Raw genomic sequence first — 15,726 nt, 5'->3', positions numbered from 1 at the left:
CCAATGAGGCCATTGCGTGAAGGGTGGCGGCAAGGGCCGCCAATAGGCAACACGGGGGACGGGGGCGTGTTCGTGCCGCCTAATCAACCGAGTTATCCGCCCGCGCCACAATTGCCGGCGGCGGGTGGCGATGATGTGCTCGGGTTGCTATCGCAGATCGTACGAGAGTTGAAGCTCGTTACCAGCGATCTGGCGCGACGACAACTGCGCGGCATCTTGCTGCCCATCACGCTAACGATTGCCGCCGGCATTAGCGAGCAAGCCCGGTTCGGTGGTGAAAAGGTATTCGGTTTTATCGTCACCAACGACGGACCGGGGGCAATAGACTATCAGGTGCCTTTTGGCGGCGCGGCATGGCAAACCCTCAACGCAACCGAGACGCAAAGCGTGCTCGTGCCGTATCCGACCTACGAGCATATTGGCTTCCGGAACACCAACGCCGCCAACGCGGCCACCGTGCGCATCTTAGGAATCCTGTGAGGTGAGATATGGCTGATGACAACAAGATGGGAACGGCGCTCGTCCTTGGCGGCGTTGGGCTAGGCCTCGTAGTACTCGGTCTTGCCCGCAGCGGTGGGGGCGGGCAAGCTGCTGATGAGATCGGGCCGCTGGCGCCGCTTGGGGCGGGGGAGCAAATGGGGCCGATCCATTGTCAGACGTTTGACGGGGTGGGCGCTATCACCGTGCCGATAGGGGATCTCGTGGCGGCGGTAATGCCCACCATGGCGTACGCCGGGCCGGGGCGCGATAGCTACGCCTATTTCCGGCTTCTCCAGCGGCGCGGCGAGCAATGGGTCACGGTGTACGGCAGTGGGCTTGCCGGCACGCACTTGCAGCCGGCCAACGCGCCGACTGAGAACGTCTTGGTGCCACCGGAGCAACCGCAGCCGACGGGGTGCCAAGCACAGAGTCTCTGTGCTCAGATATGGCCGGGCGACTACCTGAACCCGATTGCGGGGGCGCCGCCTACCCGCGGCGCGGCAACAGCGGTGCTTGAGGTATACGAGCGGCGGACGCCGCAGGATGCTGATGGCTACGCTAGCCCGACCATCAACGGGCGGGTACCGGTGCAACGGACAATCTGGTTCAATAAGATCAATTTCGTGTAGCAAAAGGGGTGATGGGTCGTGGCAGTCGGGCCTAACTCGCTAATCATAAACCAAACGGTCAGCACAGCCGCGGCCTATTATCTACTTCGCAACAAGCCGCTCTGGCCATGGGTGTCCACTATCGTCCAGCTTGCCTACACGTACGAAATCGATCTCAACTGGATACTATCGTATCTCCAGATGGAAAACGATTTCGGTAGCGCCGGGCCGGGTGGACGACATTTCAGCATGGATCACAACAATCCATGGGATAACTTGTGCTATCCCTACGACGTGCCGCAATGCGGGCGCTATCCGGCGGAGAACTGGGGTGCCACCCATTGCAAAGACCCCGGCAACGAATATTGCTATGCTGTGTATCCGAGTATGGAAATCGGGTTGGCCGCCGGCTACCGCCAGTGGCAAAATTACAAGAGTCGCGGTTGGGACACGTGGTACAAGTCCCTTAGCGTAGCTCTCTGTGGCAATCCGGGCGGCTGTAATAGCCAGTGGGTTGACAACGTGATCAGCACTGGACGTCTAAACGAGCAACGCTGGCCGTACACCGGCCCGGAGCCTACGCCGCAGCCGGTGCCGATAACCCGCGTGGGCTTGTCGGGGGATACCGTGTTAACACTTGCCGGCTTGGCAATTATGGGCGGGGCAATCTATCTAAGCCGGCGCTAGAACGGAGGTGAGTATGTACGATTACGGTATGTTTGGCGAGACGGAGACAAGTAGCAGCATGCCGCCCGCCTTTGCAATGTCTACCGGCGACGCGGTGGGCCGGGCACGAGCGCGGCTTTGCGCCTACGAGCCGTACTGGTGTGAACTCGGTGTCGAAGACGTGCGCCGGGAGGTGTGCTCAAACCGTAATCTGTTCCCGGAGGGTGATCCGATCCGCATTGCCCTTTGCGGCTACCCGAGCGGTGACAAGGCCATGCTGCTGGTTGCCGGCGCCGTGCTTGTCGGCGCGGGATTGCTTGTCGCAAGGAGTTAAGACCGTGCATTTAGGATTCTCCCGCCCGTATGCAGAGGTAGTGCGTAACAACGCCTATGGCCGGGTGTTAACCGACGGTAGCTTTGAGATTCACAACGGCAATCCGTTGGCGCCCAAGATAAAGTTCCAGCCGGATCGCCTTACCAACTCGGTTATCCTTTGGGTAGGCGATGTAGCAGTGGCCTCGTTATTCAGCGTTGGTAATTACTGGAACTTTGATCTCAGCGTATCCGGTGATTCGAGCTTGCTGGGTGATGCGCACGTGGCAGGACCGGGCAATCAACTAGGCTTCTTTGGTGACGGCCCGGCGGCACAGCAAGCGGTAGCCGGCGCAAAGGGCGGTAACGCGGCACTAGGTAGCCTGCTTACGGCATTAGCGGCCTACGGGCTAATCGTAGACAATAGCGGCCCCTAAGAAGGAGGTTCTTGTGGATCTCCTAACCCTCTTGGTTTTGTCCGCGGCTGTGTGGCGCCTAACTCATCTCCTGACCATAGAAGACGGTCCGGCGGCCGTCTTTGCGCGCATGCGGATTGCCTTGGGTGCTCATCAAGATATCGCGGGCAACTGGTACAGCGATACGTTCTTCGGTAAGCTCGCCTCGTGCTTTTGGTGTATGAGTGTTTGGGCGAGTGGTATTATCCTTGTGGCTTATTACTACGTGCCGGGCGCGTGGTATGTGCTCTTGACCTTGGCGCTTTCCGGGCTAGCCGGCCTTGCCTACAAGGCCACAAAATAGGAGGGAGTGACCTAATGGCGGAATTCATCGACAAGAGCGACCTCGAGTATCATCGCAAGATCGTACAAGAGTTCGTGGTCGCACAAGGGGCGTTCAACTCGTGGAAGAATCATTTGGCCGCTAAGTATCGGCTCAAGCCGGGCGACACGATTGATCCGGACGGCACAATCAACCGGATACCGATCAAGGGCGGCCCGCCGCCGGTGCCAGTCAAACAGCCGGAGCAAGTAGACGTCGCTCCTGAGAACCGACAAAAGCGGCGCTAGTTGCCATAAGGAGGCGATATGGGACGGCAGGTCTTAGTCGGCTACACCAGCGCCGGGATACCTACCCTTGTACAAGTCGATGCCAACGGTCGGGTAGTGATCACGGCTGATGATGCCAATCCCGTCCCTATCGTCGCCACTGACGCCGGTACGCGCGTTGAGGTGGGCGATCAAGCCAACAATGCGCTGCGCGTCAACGTGGTGGCCGGCGGCGCCGGTGGTGGTATTGCGCAGACTCAAGTAAGAGATGCCGCCGGTGCTTGGACTCCGGTGGGCTACTTTGCCGGCGATCTCAATATGCCGGTGCAGGGCGCTGTCGACCAAGGTAGCCCGGCGGCGGCGGCCAATGCGTGGCCGATTGCGGCCTCAACCGGCGCTGCTATCGTGCAGGTGGGTGATGCGGTTAACAACGCCGTCCGTGTCAACGTGGTGGCCGGCGGAGCGGGCGGCGGTGTAGCTCAGACTCAAGTGCAGAATGGCGCCGGTGCTTGGACGGCCGTGGGTTATGCCGGCGGTAATCTCAACATGCCGATCCAAGGCACCGTCGACCAAGGCGCGCCGGCAGCGGCGGCAAATGCATGGCCGGTGCGCGTAACCGATGGCCTCGGCAACATCATCGCGGTGGGTGATCTTGCCAATACAGCAGTGCGTGTCAATGTGGTGGCGGGTGGCGCTGGCGGCGGTGCTGCTCAGACTCAAGTGCAGAATGGCGCCGGTGCTTGGACGGCCGTGGGTTATGCGGCCGGCAATCTCAATATGCCTGTTGAAGTCGCCGCCTCGTTGCCGGCCGGGGCAAATACCATCGGCAATGTGGGTATCACCGATTTCCTAGGAGATGAGGCTGATCTCGATAGCCTAGGGGGCGGTGACACACACGGGATAGTTGCCCTTGGCGTAGCAGGCGTCGGCGGTCACGTGATAATCACCGGTGATGCCGCCAATGGCCTCGATGTAGACGTAACCCGCGTGTCGGGCAACGTGACGGTAGTTCAGGCCACCCACGACAATCTGAATCTCAACGCCAACCTCCAGGTAGGCAATGCCGACGTAGGGGTCGGCAATCCCGTACCGGTGTCCGATAACGGCGGCTCTCTTACGGTTGATAACGCCGCGCTCTCCGTTGTTGGAGGAGGAGCTGAGGCAACCGCCCTCCGTGTCACGATTGCCAACGACTCAACCGGTCTACTGAGCGTTGACGACAATGGCGGTAGTCTTACCGTTGATGCGCCGGTAGGCACGCCGGTTGCCGTGCGATTATCGGACGGGGTGGCCTTTATCACATTTGCGGAGCTAGACCTCGACAGCGGCGCGGGTACCGTGAACCGTGTCTCGGTTGGTCTTGCCGTGCCGGGCGCCGGTGGGCCGGTGGCAATCACCGGTGATGCAGCAAATGGCCTTGATGTTGACGTGACTAGGGTGTCCGGCGACGTAACCATAGTACAGGCCACAGCAGCTAATCTCAATGCTCAGGTGGTGGGCGCGGTGGCCCACGACGCGGTGGATGCGGGCAATCCGATCAAGATCGGTGCCAAGGCGGTATCTAGCCTTGAGGCGGTGACGCTTGTTGCAAGCGGTGATCGTACGGATGGCTACGCCGATCTTGATGGGGCGATACTCGTTCGGCAATCCGCGGCGCTAGGCGATCTCGTTAGCGAGCGCGTAACCAATGCCGATGGCGTTGCCACAGCGTTTACCAACTTTGCCGCGGTGGCCGGTGTCAAGAACTACGTGCGCGGTTACTCGGTTTACAACTCGAGCGCGACGCCGGGCTACCTCGACTTCCGGGACGGTGCGGCGGGCGCCGTGCTCTGGACGGTGCCATTGCCGGCGAACAGCGGTGCCAACATCGTGTCTGATGAACCATTGTTCAAGACTAGCGCCAACACGGCGCTGGCCTACGACGTGTCAGCGGCGCTGGATACCGTGTATATCTCAGTGACCGGATTTCAGAGCAAAGTAGCGTAGGGGTGAGTATGAGCGTTTTGCGAGAGGAGCTGCTAAACGACCCCTTGGGGTGGGGGTACGCGGGCATGTCGGATAATGCGGCCGCTGCAAGGCTCAACGATCCGACGCTGCGAAACGTGCCGCGAGACATAATCCAAACGTGGGAGATTCTTGATGCCACGGCGCCCGCTGACTTTGCCGGGCTAACTGCTGACCAAAAGCAAACATACTTGACCATTATCTCTGCCGGCACGATAAGCATCGCCAGTCAAAACATCCGCACGGCGCTGGCCGCCATGTTCGGCGCCGGCAGCGCGACACGGGCCAATCTTATCGTGCTCCAGACTCGCAAAGGAAGCCGCGCTGAGGAAATCGGTCTCGAACGGGTACGCACGGGGCACGTCACCGCGGCAAGGGGGTAAACAATGCCAAACAAGATTCTCGTCCAAGAAATGGATGGCACTCCCCTGCAAATAGTCTTCGCAGACCACGCGGGGGATTTTAACCCGGCGGCGGCTACCGACCTGCGCAAGACAAGTGACGGGAGCCAAGAGTTAGATTGCCAGATTTCCTTGGCGAGCTTGGCAGACGCGGCGGCCCGGCAATCAACTAAGGTCGATCTTGGCACCAACCGGGCGGAGCTTTACGCGGTACGCGCGGCATTCGAGATTGCGGCGACGCCCACCGCAGGGGACCTTATCGAGCTATATTGGGCGCCTAGCCCGTCGGGCACGGCGGCCAACGCTAACCCCGGCGGCGTGGTGGGTGCCGACTCAGCATACAGCGGCGGCGGCACTTTGGCGAACGGTGTGAGGCAGCTTATCCATATCGGTAATTTCGTGTGTACGGCAGAGGCGACAGCCACCGTGCAGGTGTGCGAAGTCGGTGTCTTTGCCCCCACCGAACGCTATGGCACGCTAATCGTGAAGAACGAGAGCAACGCGGCGTTTCACTCTGACGACGTAGAGTGTCATGTCGTGCTTGATCCCATCGTGCCTGAAATCCAGTAGGGGGCGGTAAGTGTCTCTCTTACTAGCCAAACATGGCTGGCCTTATCGCAAGCCACCGACCGGCGTACCGTTCACGGTCAACAGGGATTCAGAGCAGGCCGAGGGCCTTGTTGGCTGGTGGCCGACGCTCGGTAGTCGCGGGCAAAACGTGCTGCGCGATTACAGCGGCAGGGCTAGAAACGGCATATTCGGCGGTACCCCTATCCACATCACAAATGCCGAGCTAGGAGTTGGTATCCAGTTTGAGGATGTAGGCGGCGACTACATCAACGTGGGCGCGATCAGCGAACCATCGAACGCTATCACACTTGTATCATGGGTGCGTACCGGCTCTGGCTCGCAAGATGACTTTGGAGTTTACGTTGGCAAGCAGGTTGCTGGTGGTCCTCCCTATTTGAGTTACGGACTCCGAGAGAGCACTTCTGTAGGTGGTGCTCAAAGCGGGTTCTTCGTTACGATCAGTAACGTTTTTCGGGATGCTGGGCAGTATGTCCTTAGCGCAAACACAGTTTACTGTCTAGTCGGTACGTGGCGCAGCGGCGACAATTTGCGGTACTACGTCAATGGCGTGCAACAATTGGTGACTGCTGCAGCCTATTCAGGTACCATTACGTACAACAACATCTACCCTACGTTGATCGGTCGCTCTAACCTAGATAACGCTTCTGTCAACGCCACAATCTTCGACACTCGGATCTATAATCGCGCTCTTACTGTCGAGCAGGCGCGTCAGCTCTACGACCCCCAGACTCGCTGGGAGCTATATCGGCCGTTGATTCCGCGCCGCCGATACTACGTTGCCGCCGCGGCGCCCGCGGCCACCGTTGGTCATCTTGCCCTATTAGGAGTGGGCTAGTGAAGACAAGGCACGGCATCCATACCGGCAAAGATATCATCGTGTGCGGGCCGGCGCTGCATACCACGACGGTATGGGACGGGATACTCCAGCTTGATCGTGTGCGCGCAGGACATTTGCCTTTCGTACGGAAGTGGCGGGGACGGTATCTGGTAGGTGGCCTGTTCTGGCGTGAGATACCACAAAATATGACCAAGAACGTAACGCTTTTATATCTCTATCCAGACACCGCGCTCAATGCCTTGACGCGGGCGATTCGGCCGCTACTGGTATCAGGACTATCTGCGCGCCAACGCATTTCAATGTACGCGGGACGGTTGCGCCTTGAGTGATAGCACTCTCGAGTACCAGTACCTATTACGCTTGCGGGCGAGCCTAGGGGCACGCTACAGCGAGAACACGATCTCAGCGTTCCTAGGCCAGTCAAGGCGATTTCTAGCCGTCCTTGGCGCCCGGCCGGCTTACACTCGAGAGGACGTGTTATCATATGTAGACAAGCTGGTGCTCGCCGGCTACAAAGAGCAGAGCATCCATACGATCCTAGGCGGCGTGCGGGCCATGTTCCACGCAAATAACTTGCCGTGGCCGTTGCAGCGCCGGGATCTGCACCTTGGATTGCCACAGGAAGATGAGGGCGGCATCGTAATGGGTGTGCAGGATATCGCCGGGCTAATCAAGACAATGAAGCCGGTGGCTGGCTCAGCTGTCGTCGCGGTGGCCTTGTCAACGGTCTACGGATTGCGCGCTGCTGAGATCGCCGCGGTAATCTCCGCGGGCTGCGATGGAAAGAAGCTCGTCGTTCAGACAGTAAAGACCGGGCGGAAGCGTGAGCACCGGATACCGCCGGTGCTTAGTAAGCGCCTGCGTTTTGGCGGGCGCAAGATCGGGGTGGACGGCGTGCACAAGATGTTCACCCGCCTTATGACAGGTTACGTGCGCTTGCCGCGGGAGCGTGAGGGGTGGCATAGCATCCGGCGCGCGCTAATCACCGGCTTGCTCGAGTCCGGCGTGCCGGATGTTGTCGTGCACCGCTGGATGGGATGGCGCACGGCGCCTAATCAGCATGCGAAGATTGCCTTTCGGTACTTCAAGCCCGATGGCGGCGTGCTGGACGATCAGGTTTACGCACAGCATCCGTTCTTGCCGATGTGGGGGTGAGTCATGAGTAATCTAGTGCGTGTCCTTGAGCCGTTGCCGGCGTTTGCAGAGCAATACTTGCCGCGCGCCTCCCGACGCGGTCGTGTCGCTGTACGCACCGACGGTGCTCGCGGTATTATGCTCGACAACGGCAGTCAATGGCTTAGTCTCACGGGAGAGATTGCTAACATCGAGGAATTCGGGGCAAGCTCGAGCGCCGCGGCATCTGTGAACAATGCGGCGATTCAGGATGCCCTCGACAACGCGCCCGCGATCTTTATCCCGCCGCGCACGTTTGATATCAGTGCCGTACTCACCGTGCCCTCGAATCGCATCATCATCGGCTTGGGTGATCAGTCGATCTTGAACTGGATAGGCGTTCCGGTGCTCACCGTTATGAGGAACGTTGATTGGGTGGGCGGCAACAGCAACATTCGCATCCTAGCAATCCGTTTCACCGGCCCGGCATTCACCGGCAGCGATAAGGGCGGCTGGGTCGATATGCGCATCGTGACCAATTTGATCGTGCGTGATGTGAGAGCTAGTGGCAACAATGGAAGCGGTGTCTTTTGCCGGCAGTGTACGAAAGTGCTCGTTGAGGGCTGCAATATTGGCGCTGTGGGCGGGCAGGGCGTTGACGTTAATTCCACGGTTGACGGCCGGATTATCGGCAACGTGGTAGATGGCAACAATAGCGATGCCATCGCGGTGTATGCACCCAACGGCACACAAGACTCTGAGGGCTGTGTGGTGCTCGGCAATCAAGTAAGAAACTGCGCCGGCCACGGCATCATAATCGGTCTTACTACCCCGTCAATGAACGTGCTGGATTGCACGGTGAAGGGCAATAGCATCAAGAACGCGACGCTCGTGGGTATCGTGGTAGGTGGTGGCGTGATAAACTCGACGGTGAATGACAACAAGGTGAGGGAGGCGCAAGGCAACGCCGGCATCAAAGTTACCGCCGGCACGCACGGCACCCCGCCGAATGGCATCACGATTGCCAAGAATGGCGTTTGGGATAGCGTGGGCTACGGCATCCACCTAGACGGCGCATCCAGCAACCTGCGCGATATCGCCGTGCAAGGCAACCGAGTACGCGGCTCCGGAGAGCATGGTATCTATGTCGAGGCCACCGATAAGACGGTATCGGAGATCTCTGTTGATCGCAACCACGTAAGCAATAGCGCGCAGGTTGATCCGAACAGCGATGGCATCGCGTTTGCGGCAACCGGCGCGGCCGGCGTGATCGAGGAGTGCAAGGCGCAAGGCAACCGGTGCTGGGATGACCAAGGGGTCAAGACTCAGCGTTATGGCATGCTCGTGTACGCAGGCGGCGGCGGAGTCTTGCAGCAAAGCCAATTCACCGAGAATCACCTGCGCGGCAATCTAAACACCGGCCTCAATCGTTCCGGCGACACAAATTGCTTCATCCGGAACAACAAGGGATACAACACCGAGGCCAAGGGCACGGGCACTATCCCGAATGCGGCGACCAGCGTCGTGATCAATCACGGGCTAAGCCTCACGCCGGCAGTGCAGGATATCAAGATCACCCCGTCCGGAACGACGACCAACCCGCCGGGACATATGTGGGTGGACACGATCACCGCCACACAATTCACCGTGCATTGCACAGCCGACCCCGGCGCCGGAGGGTTAACATTCGGCTGGCAGGCAATCGTCACGTAACGAGGTGAGTCATGAGCAACTTGATGCGTGTCCTTGAGCCGTTGCCTAGCTTTCAGCTGGCCTTCTTGCCGCCGGCAGGTAAAGCCGGCCGGATAGTGCGTGTTACCGATGTGGCACCGGGCATCTATTGGGATGATGGCACGACGTGGAAGTTGATATTCTCAGTCGACGGCGCAGTTCAGGGGGATATCATAGGATTCAACGGCACAAGTCTTGTTAGACTGCAATGGCTCTTCCACTCTGACCTATTCGACTCGATTCAAGATGCCCTTGATGCTGCCGGTGCATTAGGTGTCACTACCGGCGTTTTACTTGGTCCCATTGCTAGCGATGTAAACAGCAAGCTCGTAATCCCGACCGGCGTGTTCTTGATTGGGGTAGGTAATAGCTACGGAGAGAACGGAACGCAGCTCATCTCTAATGTCGCAGGAGATGCTTGTGTAGAGATCGGGGACGGTACTTTAGGAGTGGGATCAGGAGCCGGCCTGATAAACGTGGCAATTAGAGCGGGAGCGGGTGCTGTTAACGGTATAGGTCTTAATGTCTCGTCTCCGAGCGCGTGTATGATTGAAAACGTGTCTATATCGGGATTCACCGCCGGTACCGGGTTACGGATAAGTGGCGGCGGTGTGAATGTTGCGGCAATACAGAATCATCTGCGCAAGATTTACCTATCTAATAACCTCACGAATCTAATGTTAACCGGCAACGACGGGGACAATAATGCTAGTGCCGATGAGTCGTTAATCGAGGACTTACGCATTAACCTAGCCGGGCTGGTTGGCAGCAAAGGCATACATCTAGAAAAGGGTTTCGCAAATACCTTAGTGCGCACGACTATTAACGACCCCGCAAAGACTGCCGGGACTATTGGTGTTCACTTCGATGATGGAACAAGGTCATGGCATTACTCCGCCCGAGAGAATCAAGTCATTGGCCTCACCGTCGAGAACATTACGACCGCGATTCAGTTTGAGCCCAACACGTTCGGCAATCTGATTCTTGGCTTACATCAGCACAATAGCACCACGCTTGTCAACGATCTATCCGGCGGCGGCAACCGGATAGAAATGGCGACCGGCGGCCTTGTCCTTGGCGCCGCTCCTGTTTGGCCTACGGGGGTCTCCTTATCTAATTTGTTGCTTAACTGGAATATGGAGACGTGGTCAGGTGGGGGCGCCGTGCCGCCCGATAATTGGCTGCAAGTAGGCGCGGGGGCAAGTGTCGCACAAAATGCAGCAGAGCGCAGGAGAGGCAGTTTCTGTGCAGCCGTAACACGTGCCGGCGCGGACACCGACTTCTATCAGACGGTTGCCGACCTTCTTTTGATAGCGGGCCGATGGGCGTGTTTCGGAATATGGGTGAAGGCGAGCGCTGCAAATCAAGTGCAAGTGCGGATAAGTGATGATATCGGCGGGAGTTCTAGTCCTTACCACAGCGGATCGGGCGCCTATGAGTTTCTAATCGTGCGACATAAGATAAATGCGGCAGCGGCGTGGGTAAACTGCGTTGTGCGGGTAAGAAACAGCGATGGCGTTGCGTACGTGGATTCCGGAGTTGTCGTTGAGGGGATAGAGTGCCCGCTACCATGATAGCCAAACAATGAACCCCGGCCGGTTGGCCGGGGTTTTGTATTTCCGCGTGCTGCGTGCTGCGTGCCGAGACTTTAGCCCGTGTCCAGATCGCTTGTGAAGTACTGCTTTAGTTGGCGATGAAGAACAAGGGCAAGGGCCGATACCGGGCCACCGGCAAGCACAAGCTCATCAATAGAGTTTATCCCGCCCTGCCACCACACGGCAAAGCCGGCGATAGCATAGCACAAGATCACCGTCACGATCTGCGCCGGGCGGTCGCTCACGTTCCAGACGAACGCCTTGAACACCGCCATGAGCAAGGGCGATAGCAACCCGAGCAATACGAGGGCGATAGTCTCCGGTTCCACTTCGTTTCCTCCTTTTGTGGATTATCTAGGCTAGCGCCTAGCGGGCACCCCAGTCATCCACGTTCTGCTTAGCGAGGTTGGCGCCGCTCCGCCCGGCGTCAACGATCTCAGAGTACAGCCGCTCCATGTGATCTTTGAGCGCCGGCCAGTTGTCGAGGGCCATACGGCTACGGTCGCGCAATCGCCGGCCGGCCTCAAGGGCATCCGTGGCAATGCCTTTCAGGTTCTCCGCGGCCTCCCGCCAAGTGTGGGTGTGCGGCGCATATTGCGCATAATCACTATCGACCCGGCTGTTCAGGCCGTAGTAGCGCATCGCGGCCTGCTCCACGAGCATAACGTAACCCCAGCCGTCCACGCCGGAGCCATCGCTTGAGTCATTAGGCCGGCCGTTGCCATCAATGGCGCCAAAGTAGGCCGCGAGCATCCCGGCCTGCGTATCCCAACGGGCGCGCAACGCCGCAAGGAGATCGCAGCCGTACTTGATGTTGAAGTCGGGGTCCTTCAAGACCTCTTTGGTCGGTCGGCCCTCCATTACATCAGCGGAGAGAATCTGCATTAGGCCAACCGCTCCTAGGTGCGACACCGCCAACGGATCACCACCACTCTCGACCTCGATGAGGCCTGCTACCAACGCCGGGGATAGTAAGTGTGGCCGCGCGTGCCGCACGATCAAGCTCCCCCAGCGTAATACCTTGTCACTCACGATACCCGCTCCTCCCGCGTGATGCGCTCCCAAGCGCTCACGCCATACTCCGCGATCACATTGCATACCGATAGCACGTCCCCCAACGGCACCCCAAGGTCTTGACTCGCCTTTCTGAGTTGAGTGATACCAACGCGATCCGGTATCTCAAAGAGCACAAGATCAGACACCGGGCGGTCAGGGCTAAAAGGCACGTCCTTGACGAGGTCCTTGAGATAGCGGGCAATGGCGACACCTTGGGGATTGAGTCGAAGGGGAGCCGACACCGATTCATCACGCCGGCCGATCTCATCAAGATATGAGGCCCACACGACCTCGAGCTTAGTCTCAACCCGCGACAACCGCTGATCAAGCTCCGCCTGCTTGAGCGCCGTCGCGACCCGCTCTGTCTGGAGCACCGCTACCGATTGGCCGAGGTGGGAGACGCCGGAGGATAAACCGGCAAGGAACCGGCCGTGGCTATACACGGCACCGAGGACGGCGAGGGACACCGCGACAAATGCCCCCCATTCCTTGACTACATCAAACTGCATTACCTCCCCTCCGAGTGAAATCTCCCACCCATTGTACTAACCGGGTGCACCGTTGTCTAGCCGGTAGTTCCGGATTGGGGGGACGTTTTCGCGGCCACAATCCCGGCCCCCGCCCCGCCTCGCCAGATTATAGGCATAATCTGGATTATACCCGTGCATGCCTAGCCATCGACGAATTCGAAAATTTCGAAAATTTCGAACGCGCGCGCGGCGCCGCCACACCCATGGCAATCATGCGCGGCGCATGTTGTCGTTTGCGCGATAGTTGACCATTGCACTTAATTATGTTGTTGACTAAAGAAATCAACGGCCGTGGGATTCACCAAACGACGTTTGAATCCGGTTGCGGCGCCGCGATTGCGGCATTGTCCTTATCATGCGCGCCAACCGCGATTCAAACGCGGTTTGATTCGTTTAGGCGTTGTTTAGGGCAATCTTATACTAATCTAATAAAGCGCCGCTAAGATACACGTAGCACCTTAAGTTGACAAGCGTAGTGCAACCGGTTGGCGCGCCGCAAGGCGCCAACGCTAGCGCGGTACCGTGGCGGTTGCCACAAAGGCCGCAAAGCATGCAACCGCATGCGGTGGCACATTTACAACTTAGCCGGTAGGTGCAAGATACCGGTAGGTGGCACCTAGTAGGGGATAACGATAAAATCGGGCAAAGGGCTTGTAAAGCCCACCGCGGTATGGCAAGCTAGCGGCTTGTTATGTCTATCACTACGTAAGTTAACGCGGCTTTGATACGTACGATACGTGTCCTAACGGCTAGGCGGGCAACCGCCTAGCGCGGCCAAAAGGGGGGGTAACACCCGTGCAAGGCGTTGTAACCTTGCGGCGCCTTGCAAGATAGACATAGTAGGGATACACGGTGTGCCCGGTTGCACCCCATTAAATCACACGGTAGGCGTAGTGTCGCCGGGCATGCACGTGTGGGCTAGGTGTAAAGCGATAAGCGTAGTGTAGTAAGTGTAGCGTGACAAGTGTAGTGTAAACCGGCCAAACAAGTAAAGGGGATTGCTTTGCAATTGGTAGGCCAAAAGGCAACCGGTTGGCAAGCCGGGCACAAGTTAATAGGGTAGCTAGGCGGGGTGGATCACCTATTGCCGCCAACGGCTATGGTTGGCGGCAAGGATAACCGGGCAAGTTGATTGCCCGGTTATCCTTGCTTTAAGGCAAGCAATCAATAAGGAGGGTGTAACATGCAGGCCTACGTACGGGAGCAAGACGGTGCTATGCTTTGCGCCTATCATGCCGCGCTAGCAATCGAGCGGGGTGAAGATGTTCGGGAGATCGAAAGCATTATCCCTACACGGTGCCGCGTTTGCGGTATTGTTACTTACCCGCCTAGCAAGGATTAGATGGCTAGTTGGCCGCCAACCGCCATGGTTGGCGGCAAGCAATAAGCCGGCTAATCCTTGACAATAGCCGGCTTATTGCTTGCCGGGGATGATAGAAAAGGTCCTCAGGTAAGACATCTTAAAACAGGGGGGATACAACTATGGATATCCTAAGCAAAGAGGGTGCACTAGCTACCATGGCCGCATTTGTAGATGATGCCATGGATACCGATGGCAACCCGATTAGCGAGCAACCAAAGGGCGCGCAGGAGGCATACCTAGCCGGCTTGATTGATGGCCTAGCCATGCGGGAGTACGTGGCACGTAACATGGCTAACCCGCAAGATGACACGCTTTCCGAGATCACCGCGCGCTATGAGGCCCTAGTGGCACAATTGCAACCGTTAGTCCGATGGATGGCTAGCTAGAATCGGCGCCGCCAACCATACCGGTTGGCGGCAAGCAATCAAAACAAGAAGAGGAGCGTAACATGCCGTACGATTGCCCTATTTGCGGCTATGCGCATAGGCGAGCCGCCGAGCTAGAAGGCAACAATGGATTGCCGCAACATACCAAGGACACGACCGCCATCAGGTTCGAGCCGTACACCATGGGTGTCGTTGATGGCCGCAATGGATACCGGCCGGAAACGGTTGGCAATGTTGGCAATTGCCCGGATTACCAAGCCGGCTACAATCGCGGCAAGGCAAGCTCCAATGGGGTAGACAAGGGTAAACCCTTTAGCACGGTCTTTGACGCCTATTGGCGGGGCAAGGATTGCCTAGCTAACTACTTCCCGAAGCGCTAGTCACAATCCGCCGCCAACCATACCGGTTGGCGGCAAGCAACAAGCCGGCTGTTAAGGGTAGCCGGCTTGTTGCTTGCCAGGGGATGACAGAAAAGGTCCTCAGGTAAGACATCTTAAAACAAGGGGGGATAGGCTAGTGTCGGATGCATCAAGGGCTAAGGAATTCGGGTTTATGGATGGCTATCGCGGCGAGCGCCATGCAATCGGGCAACATGTGGCCTACGACCTAGGCTATGCTCAGGGACAGGCGGCGGCGGAAACCGAGACCATGGTCCGGCCAACCGTGTTCGGGAAGTTTATGGAAGTGACGGAAGTTTTGGTAGCAACCGAGAAGCGCAAGGCAACCGTACACCTTGACCATATTGTAGCTATTAGGCGCCTTCACTCTGAGGAGCGGGTTGCCGATCCGGGGCATGGCGGCGATTGTATGCTAGTGACAAGCCGGTCCGTGTATGTTGCCGCCAGTGATGAGGAGCTAGCCGGTTGCGACCACATGGTGATCATGGAGCCGTACTATGGTGTGATCGCGGCGCTCAAGGAAGCCGCACGCTAGACAATCCAACCGCCATGGTTGGCGGCAAGCAATCAACAAGGAGGGCGACATATGATGAGGAAGGAGTTGTATCTTGTGCGGTATGCCATAGGTGGAGGGCATGCGCTAATCACTA

At 58.1% G+C, this 15,726-nt stretch carries 21 protein-coding genes; 19 read left to right on the top strand and 2 right to left on the bottom strand.

Annotated features, from left to right (window positions below; all coding sequences use genetic code 11):
* Positions 1–3: 3 nt before the first annotated feature.
* From C4542_09560 to C4542_09490, 15 genes are read left to right on the top strand one after another with little or no spacing between them, the layout of a single operon-like run.
* Positions 4–480, top strand: a complete 477-nt coding sequence (locus C4542_09560) for a hypothetical protein (protein RJO60328.1) — start codon at positions 4–6, stop codon at positions 478–480.
* An 8-nt stretch (positions 481–488) separates the two neighbouring features.
* Entirely contained in the window at positions 489–1,109 is a 621-nt protein-coding gene (locus tag C4542_09555) for a hypothetical protein (protein RJO60327.1), read from the top strand.
* Between the two features lie 18 nt (positions 1,110–1,127).
* Positions 1,128–1,775: a hypothetical protein gene (locus tag C4542_09550; protein ID RJO60326.1), complete on the top strand. Its 648-nt coding sequence runs from the start codon at positions 1,128–1,130 to the stop codon at positions 1,773–1,775.
* 13 nt (positions 1,776–1,788) lie between these two features.
* Positions 1,789–2,088, top strand: coding sequence for a hypothetical protein (locus C4542_09545; GenBank protein RJO60325.1), 300 nt, complete (start codon positions 1,789–1,791; stop codon positions 2,086–2,088).
* A 4-nt stretch (positions 2,089–2,092) separates the two neighbouring features.
* Positions 2,093–2,503, top strand: a complete 411-nt coding sequence (locus tag C4542_09540; protein ID RJO60324.1) for a hypothetical protein — start codon at positions 2,093–2,095, stop codon at positions 2,501–2,503.
* On the top strand, positions 2,490–2,825 hold the full coding sequence (locus tag C4542_09535) for a DUF1360 domain-containing protein (protein RJO60323.1): 336 nt from the start codon (positions 2,490–2,492) through the stop codon (positions 2,823–2,825). The genes C4542_09540 and C4542_09535 overlap by 14 nt, the downstream gene beginning before the upstream one ends.
* A 14-nt stretch (positions 2,826–2,839) precedes the next feature.
* Positions 2,840–3,091 carry a hypothetical protein gene (locus C4542_09530; GenBank protein ID RJO60322.1) on the top strand — a complete coding sequence of 84 codons (252 nt, stop codon included), beginning with the start codon at positions 2,840–2,842 and terminating at the stop codon, positions 3,089–3,091.
* An 18-nt stretch (positions 3,092–3,109) separates the two neighbouring features.
* Positions 3,110–5,056: a hypothetical protein gene (locus C4542_09525; protein ID RJO60321.1), complete on the top strand. Its 1,947-nt coding sequence runs from the start codon at positions 3,110–3,112 to the stop codon at positions 5,054–5,056.
* 8 nt (positions 5,057–5,064) lie between these two features.
* The gene (locus tag C4542_09520; GenBank protein RJO60320.1) at positions 5,065–5,457 is read left to right on the top strand and encodes a hypothetical protein; all 393 of its coding nucleotides are present in this window, start codon (positions 5,065–5,067) and stop codon (positions 5,455–5,457) included.
* A gap of 3 nt (positions 5,458–5,460) precedes the next feature.
* On the top strand, positions 5,461–6,045 hold the full coding sequence (locus C4542_09515; GenBank protein RJO60319.1) for a hypothetical protein: 585 nt from the start codon (positions 5,461–5,463) through the stop codon (positions 6,043–6,045).
* Between the two features lie 10 nt (positions 6,046–6,055).
* Entirely contained in the window at positions 6,056–6,901 is an 846-nt protein-coding gene (locus C4542_09510) for a LamG domain-containing protein (GenBank protein RJO60318.1), read from the top strand.
* A complete protein-coding gene (locus C4542_09505; GenBank protein RJO60317.1) occupies positions 6,901–7,233 on the top strand; it encodes a hypothetical protein in 333 nt (110 codons plus the stop codon). Before C4542_09510 ends, C4542_09505 begins: the two co-directional genes overlap by 1 nt.
* A complete protein-coding gene (locus C4542_09500; GenBank protein RJO60316.1) occupies positions 7,226–8,059 on the top strand; it encodes a hypothetical protein in 834 nt (277 codons plus the stop codon). Before C4542_09505 ends, C4542_09500 begins: the two co-directional genes overlap by 8 nt.
* A 3-nt stretch (positions 8,060–8,062) precedes the next feature.
* Entirely contained in the window at positions 8,063–9,730 is a 1,668-nt protein-coding gene (locus C4542_09495; protein RJO60315.1) for a right-handed parallel beta-helix repeat-containing protein, read from the top strand.
* 11 nt (positions 9,731–9,741) lie between these two features.
* Positions 9,742–11,322, top strand: a complete 1,581-nt coding sequence (locus C4542_09490) for a hypothetical protein (GenBank protein RJO60314.1) — start codon at positions 9,742–9,744, stop codon at positions 11,320–11,322.
* A 74-nt stretch (positions 11,323–11,396) separates the two neighbouring features.
* On the opposite strand, the gene C4542_09485 is transcribed toward C4542_09490, so the two are convergent.
* Together C4542_09485 and C4542_09480 are read right to left on the bottom strand one after the other, a co-directional pair.
* Positions 11,397–11,672: a hypothetical protein gene (locus C4542_09485; GenBank protein ID RJO60313.1), complete on the bottom strand. Its 276-nt coding sequence runs from the start codon at positions 11,670–11,672 to the stop codon at positions 11,397–11,399.
* 37 nt (positions 11,673–11,709) lie between these two features.
* Entirely contained in the window at positions 11,710–12,441 is a 732-nt protein-coding gene (locus C4542_09480) for a hypothetical protein (GenBank protein RJO60312.1), read from the bottom strand.
* 35 nt (positions 12,442–12,476) lie between these two features.
* Here C4542_09480 and C4542_09475 point away from each other — a divergent pair, with 35 nt between their 5' ends.
* From C4542_09475 to C4542_09460, 4 genes are all read left to right on the top strand, one after another.
* Entirely contained in the window at positions 12,477–12,677 is a 201-nt protein-coding gene (locus tag C4542_09475; GenBank protein RJO60311.1) for a hypothetical protein, read from the top strand.
* A gap of 1,734 nt (positions 12,678–14,411) precedes the next feature.
* Positions 14,412–14,678 carry a hypothetical protein gene (locus C4542_09470; GenBank protein RJO60310.1) on the top strand — a complete coding sequence of 89 codons (267 nt, stop codon included), beginning with the start codon at positions 14,412–14,414 and terminating at the stop codon, positions 14,676–14,678.
* Positions 14,679–14,740: 62 nt separating this feature from the next.
* A complete protein-coding gene (locus tag C4542_09465; GenBank protein ID RJO60309.1) occupies positions 14,741–15,058 on the top strand; it encodes a hypothetical protein in 318 nt (105 codons plus the stop codon).
* A 136-nt stretch (positions 15,059–15,194) separates the two neighbouring features.
* Positions 15,195–15,611 carry a hypothetical protein gene (locus C4542_09460; GenBank protein ID RJO60308.1) on the top strand — a complete coding sequence of 139 codons (417 nt, stop codon included), beginning with the start codon at positions 15,195–15,197 and terminating at the stop codon, positions 15,609–15,611.
* The last annotated feature ends 115 nt before the right edge of the window (positions 15,612–15,726 follow it).

This window comes from Dehalococcoidia bacterium (assembly GCA_003597995.1).
GTDB lineage: Bacteria > Chloroflexota > Dehalococcoidia > Dehalococcoidales > UBA1222 > SURF-27.
The sequence above is the reverse complement of the archived record's forward strand: the minus strand, read 5'-3'. Positions and strand labels throughout refer to the sequence as shown.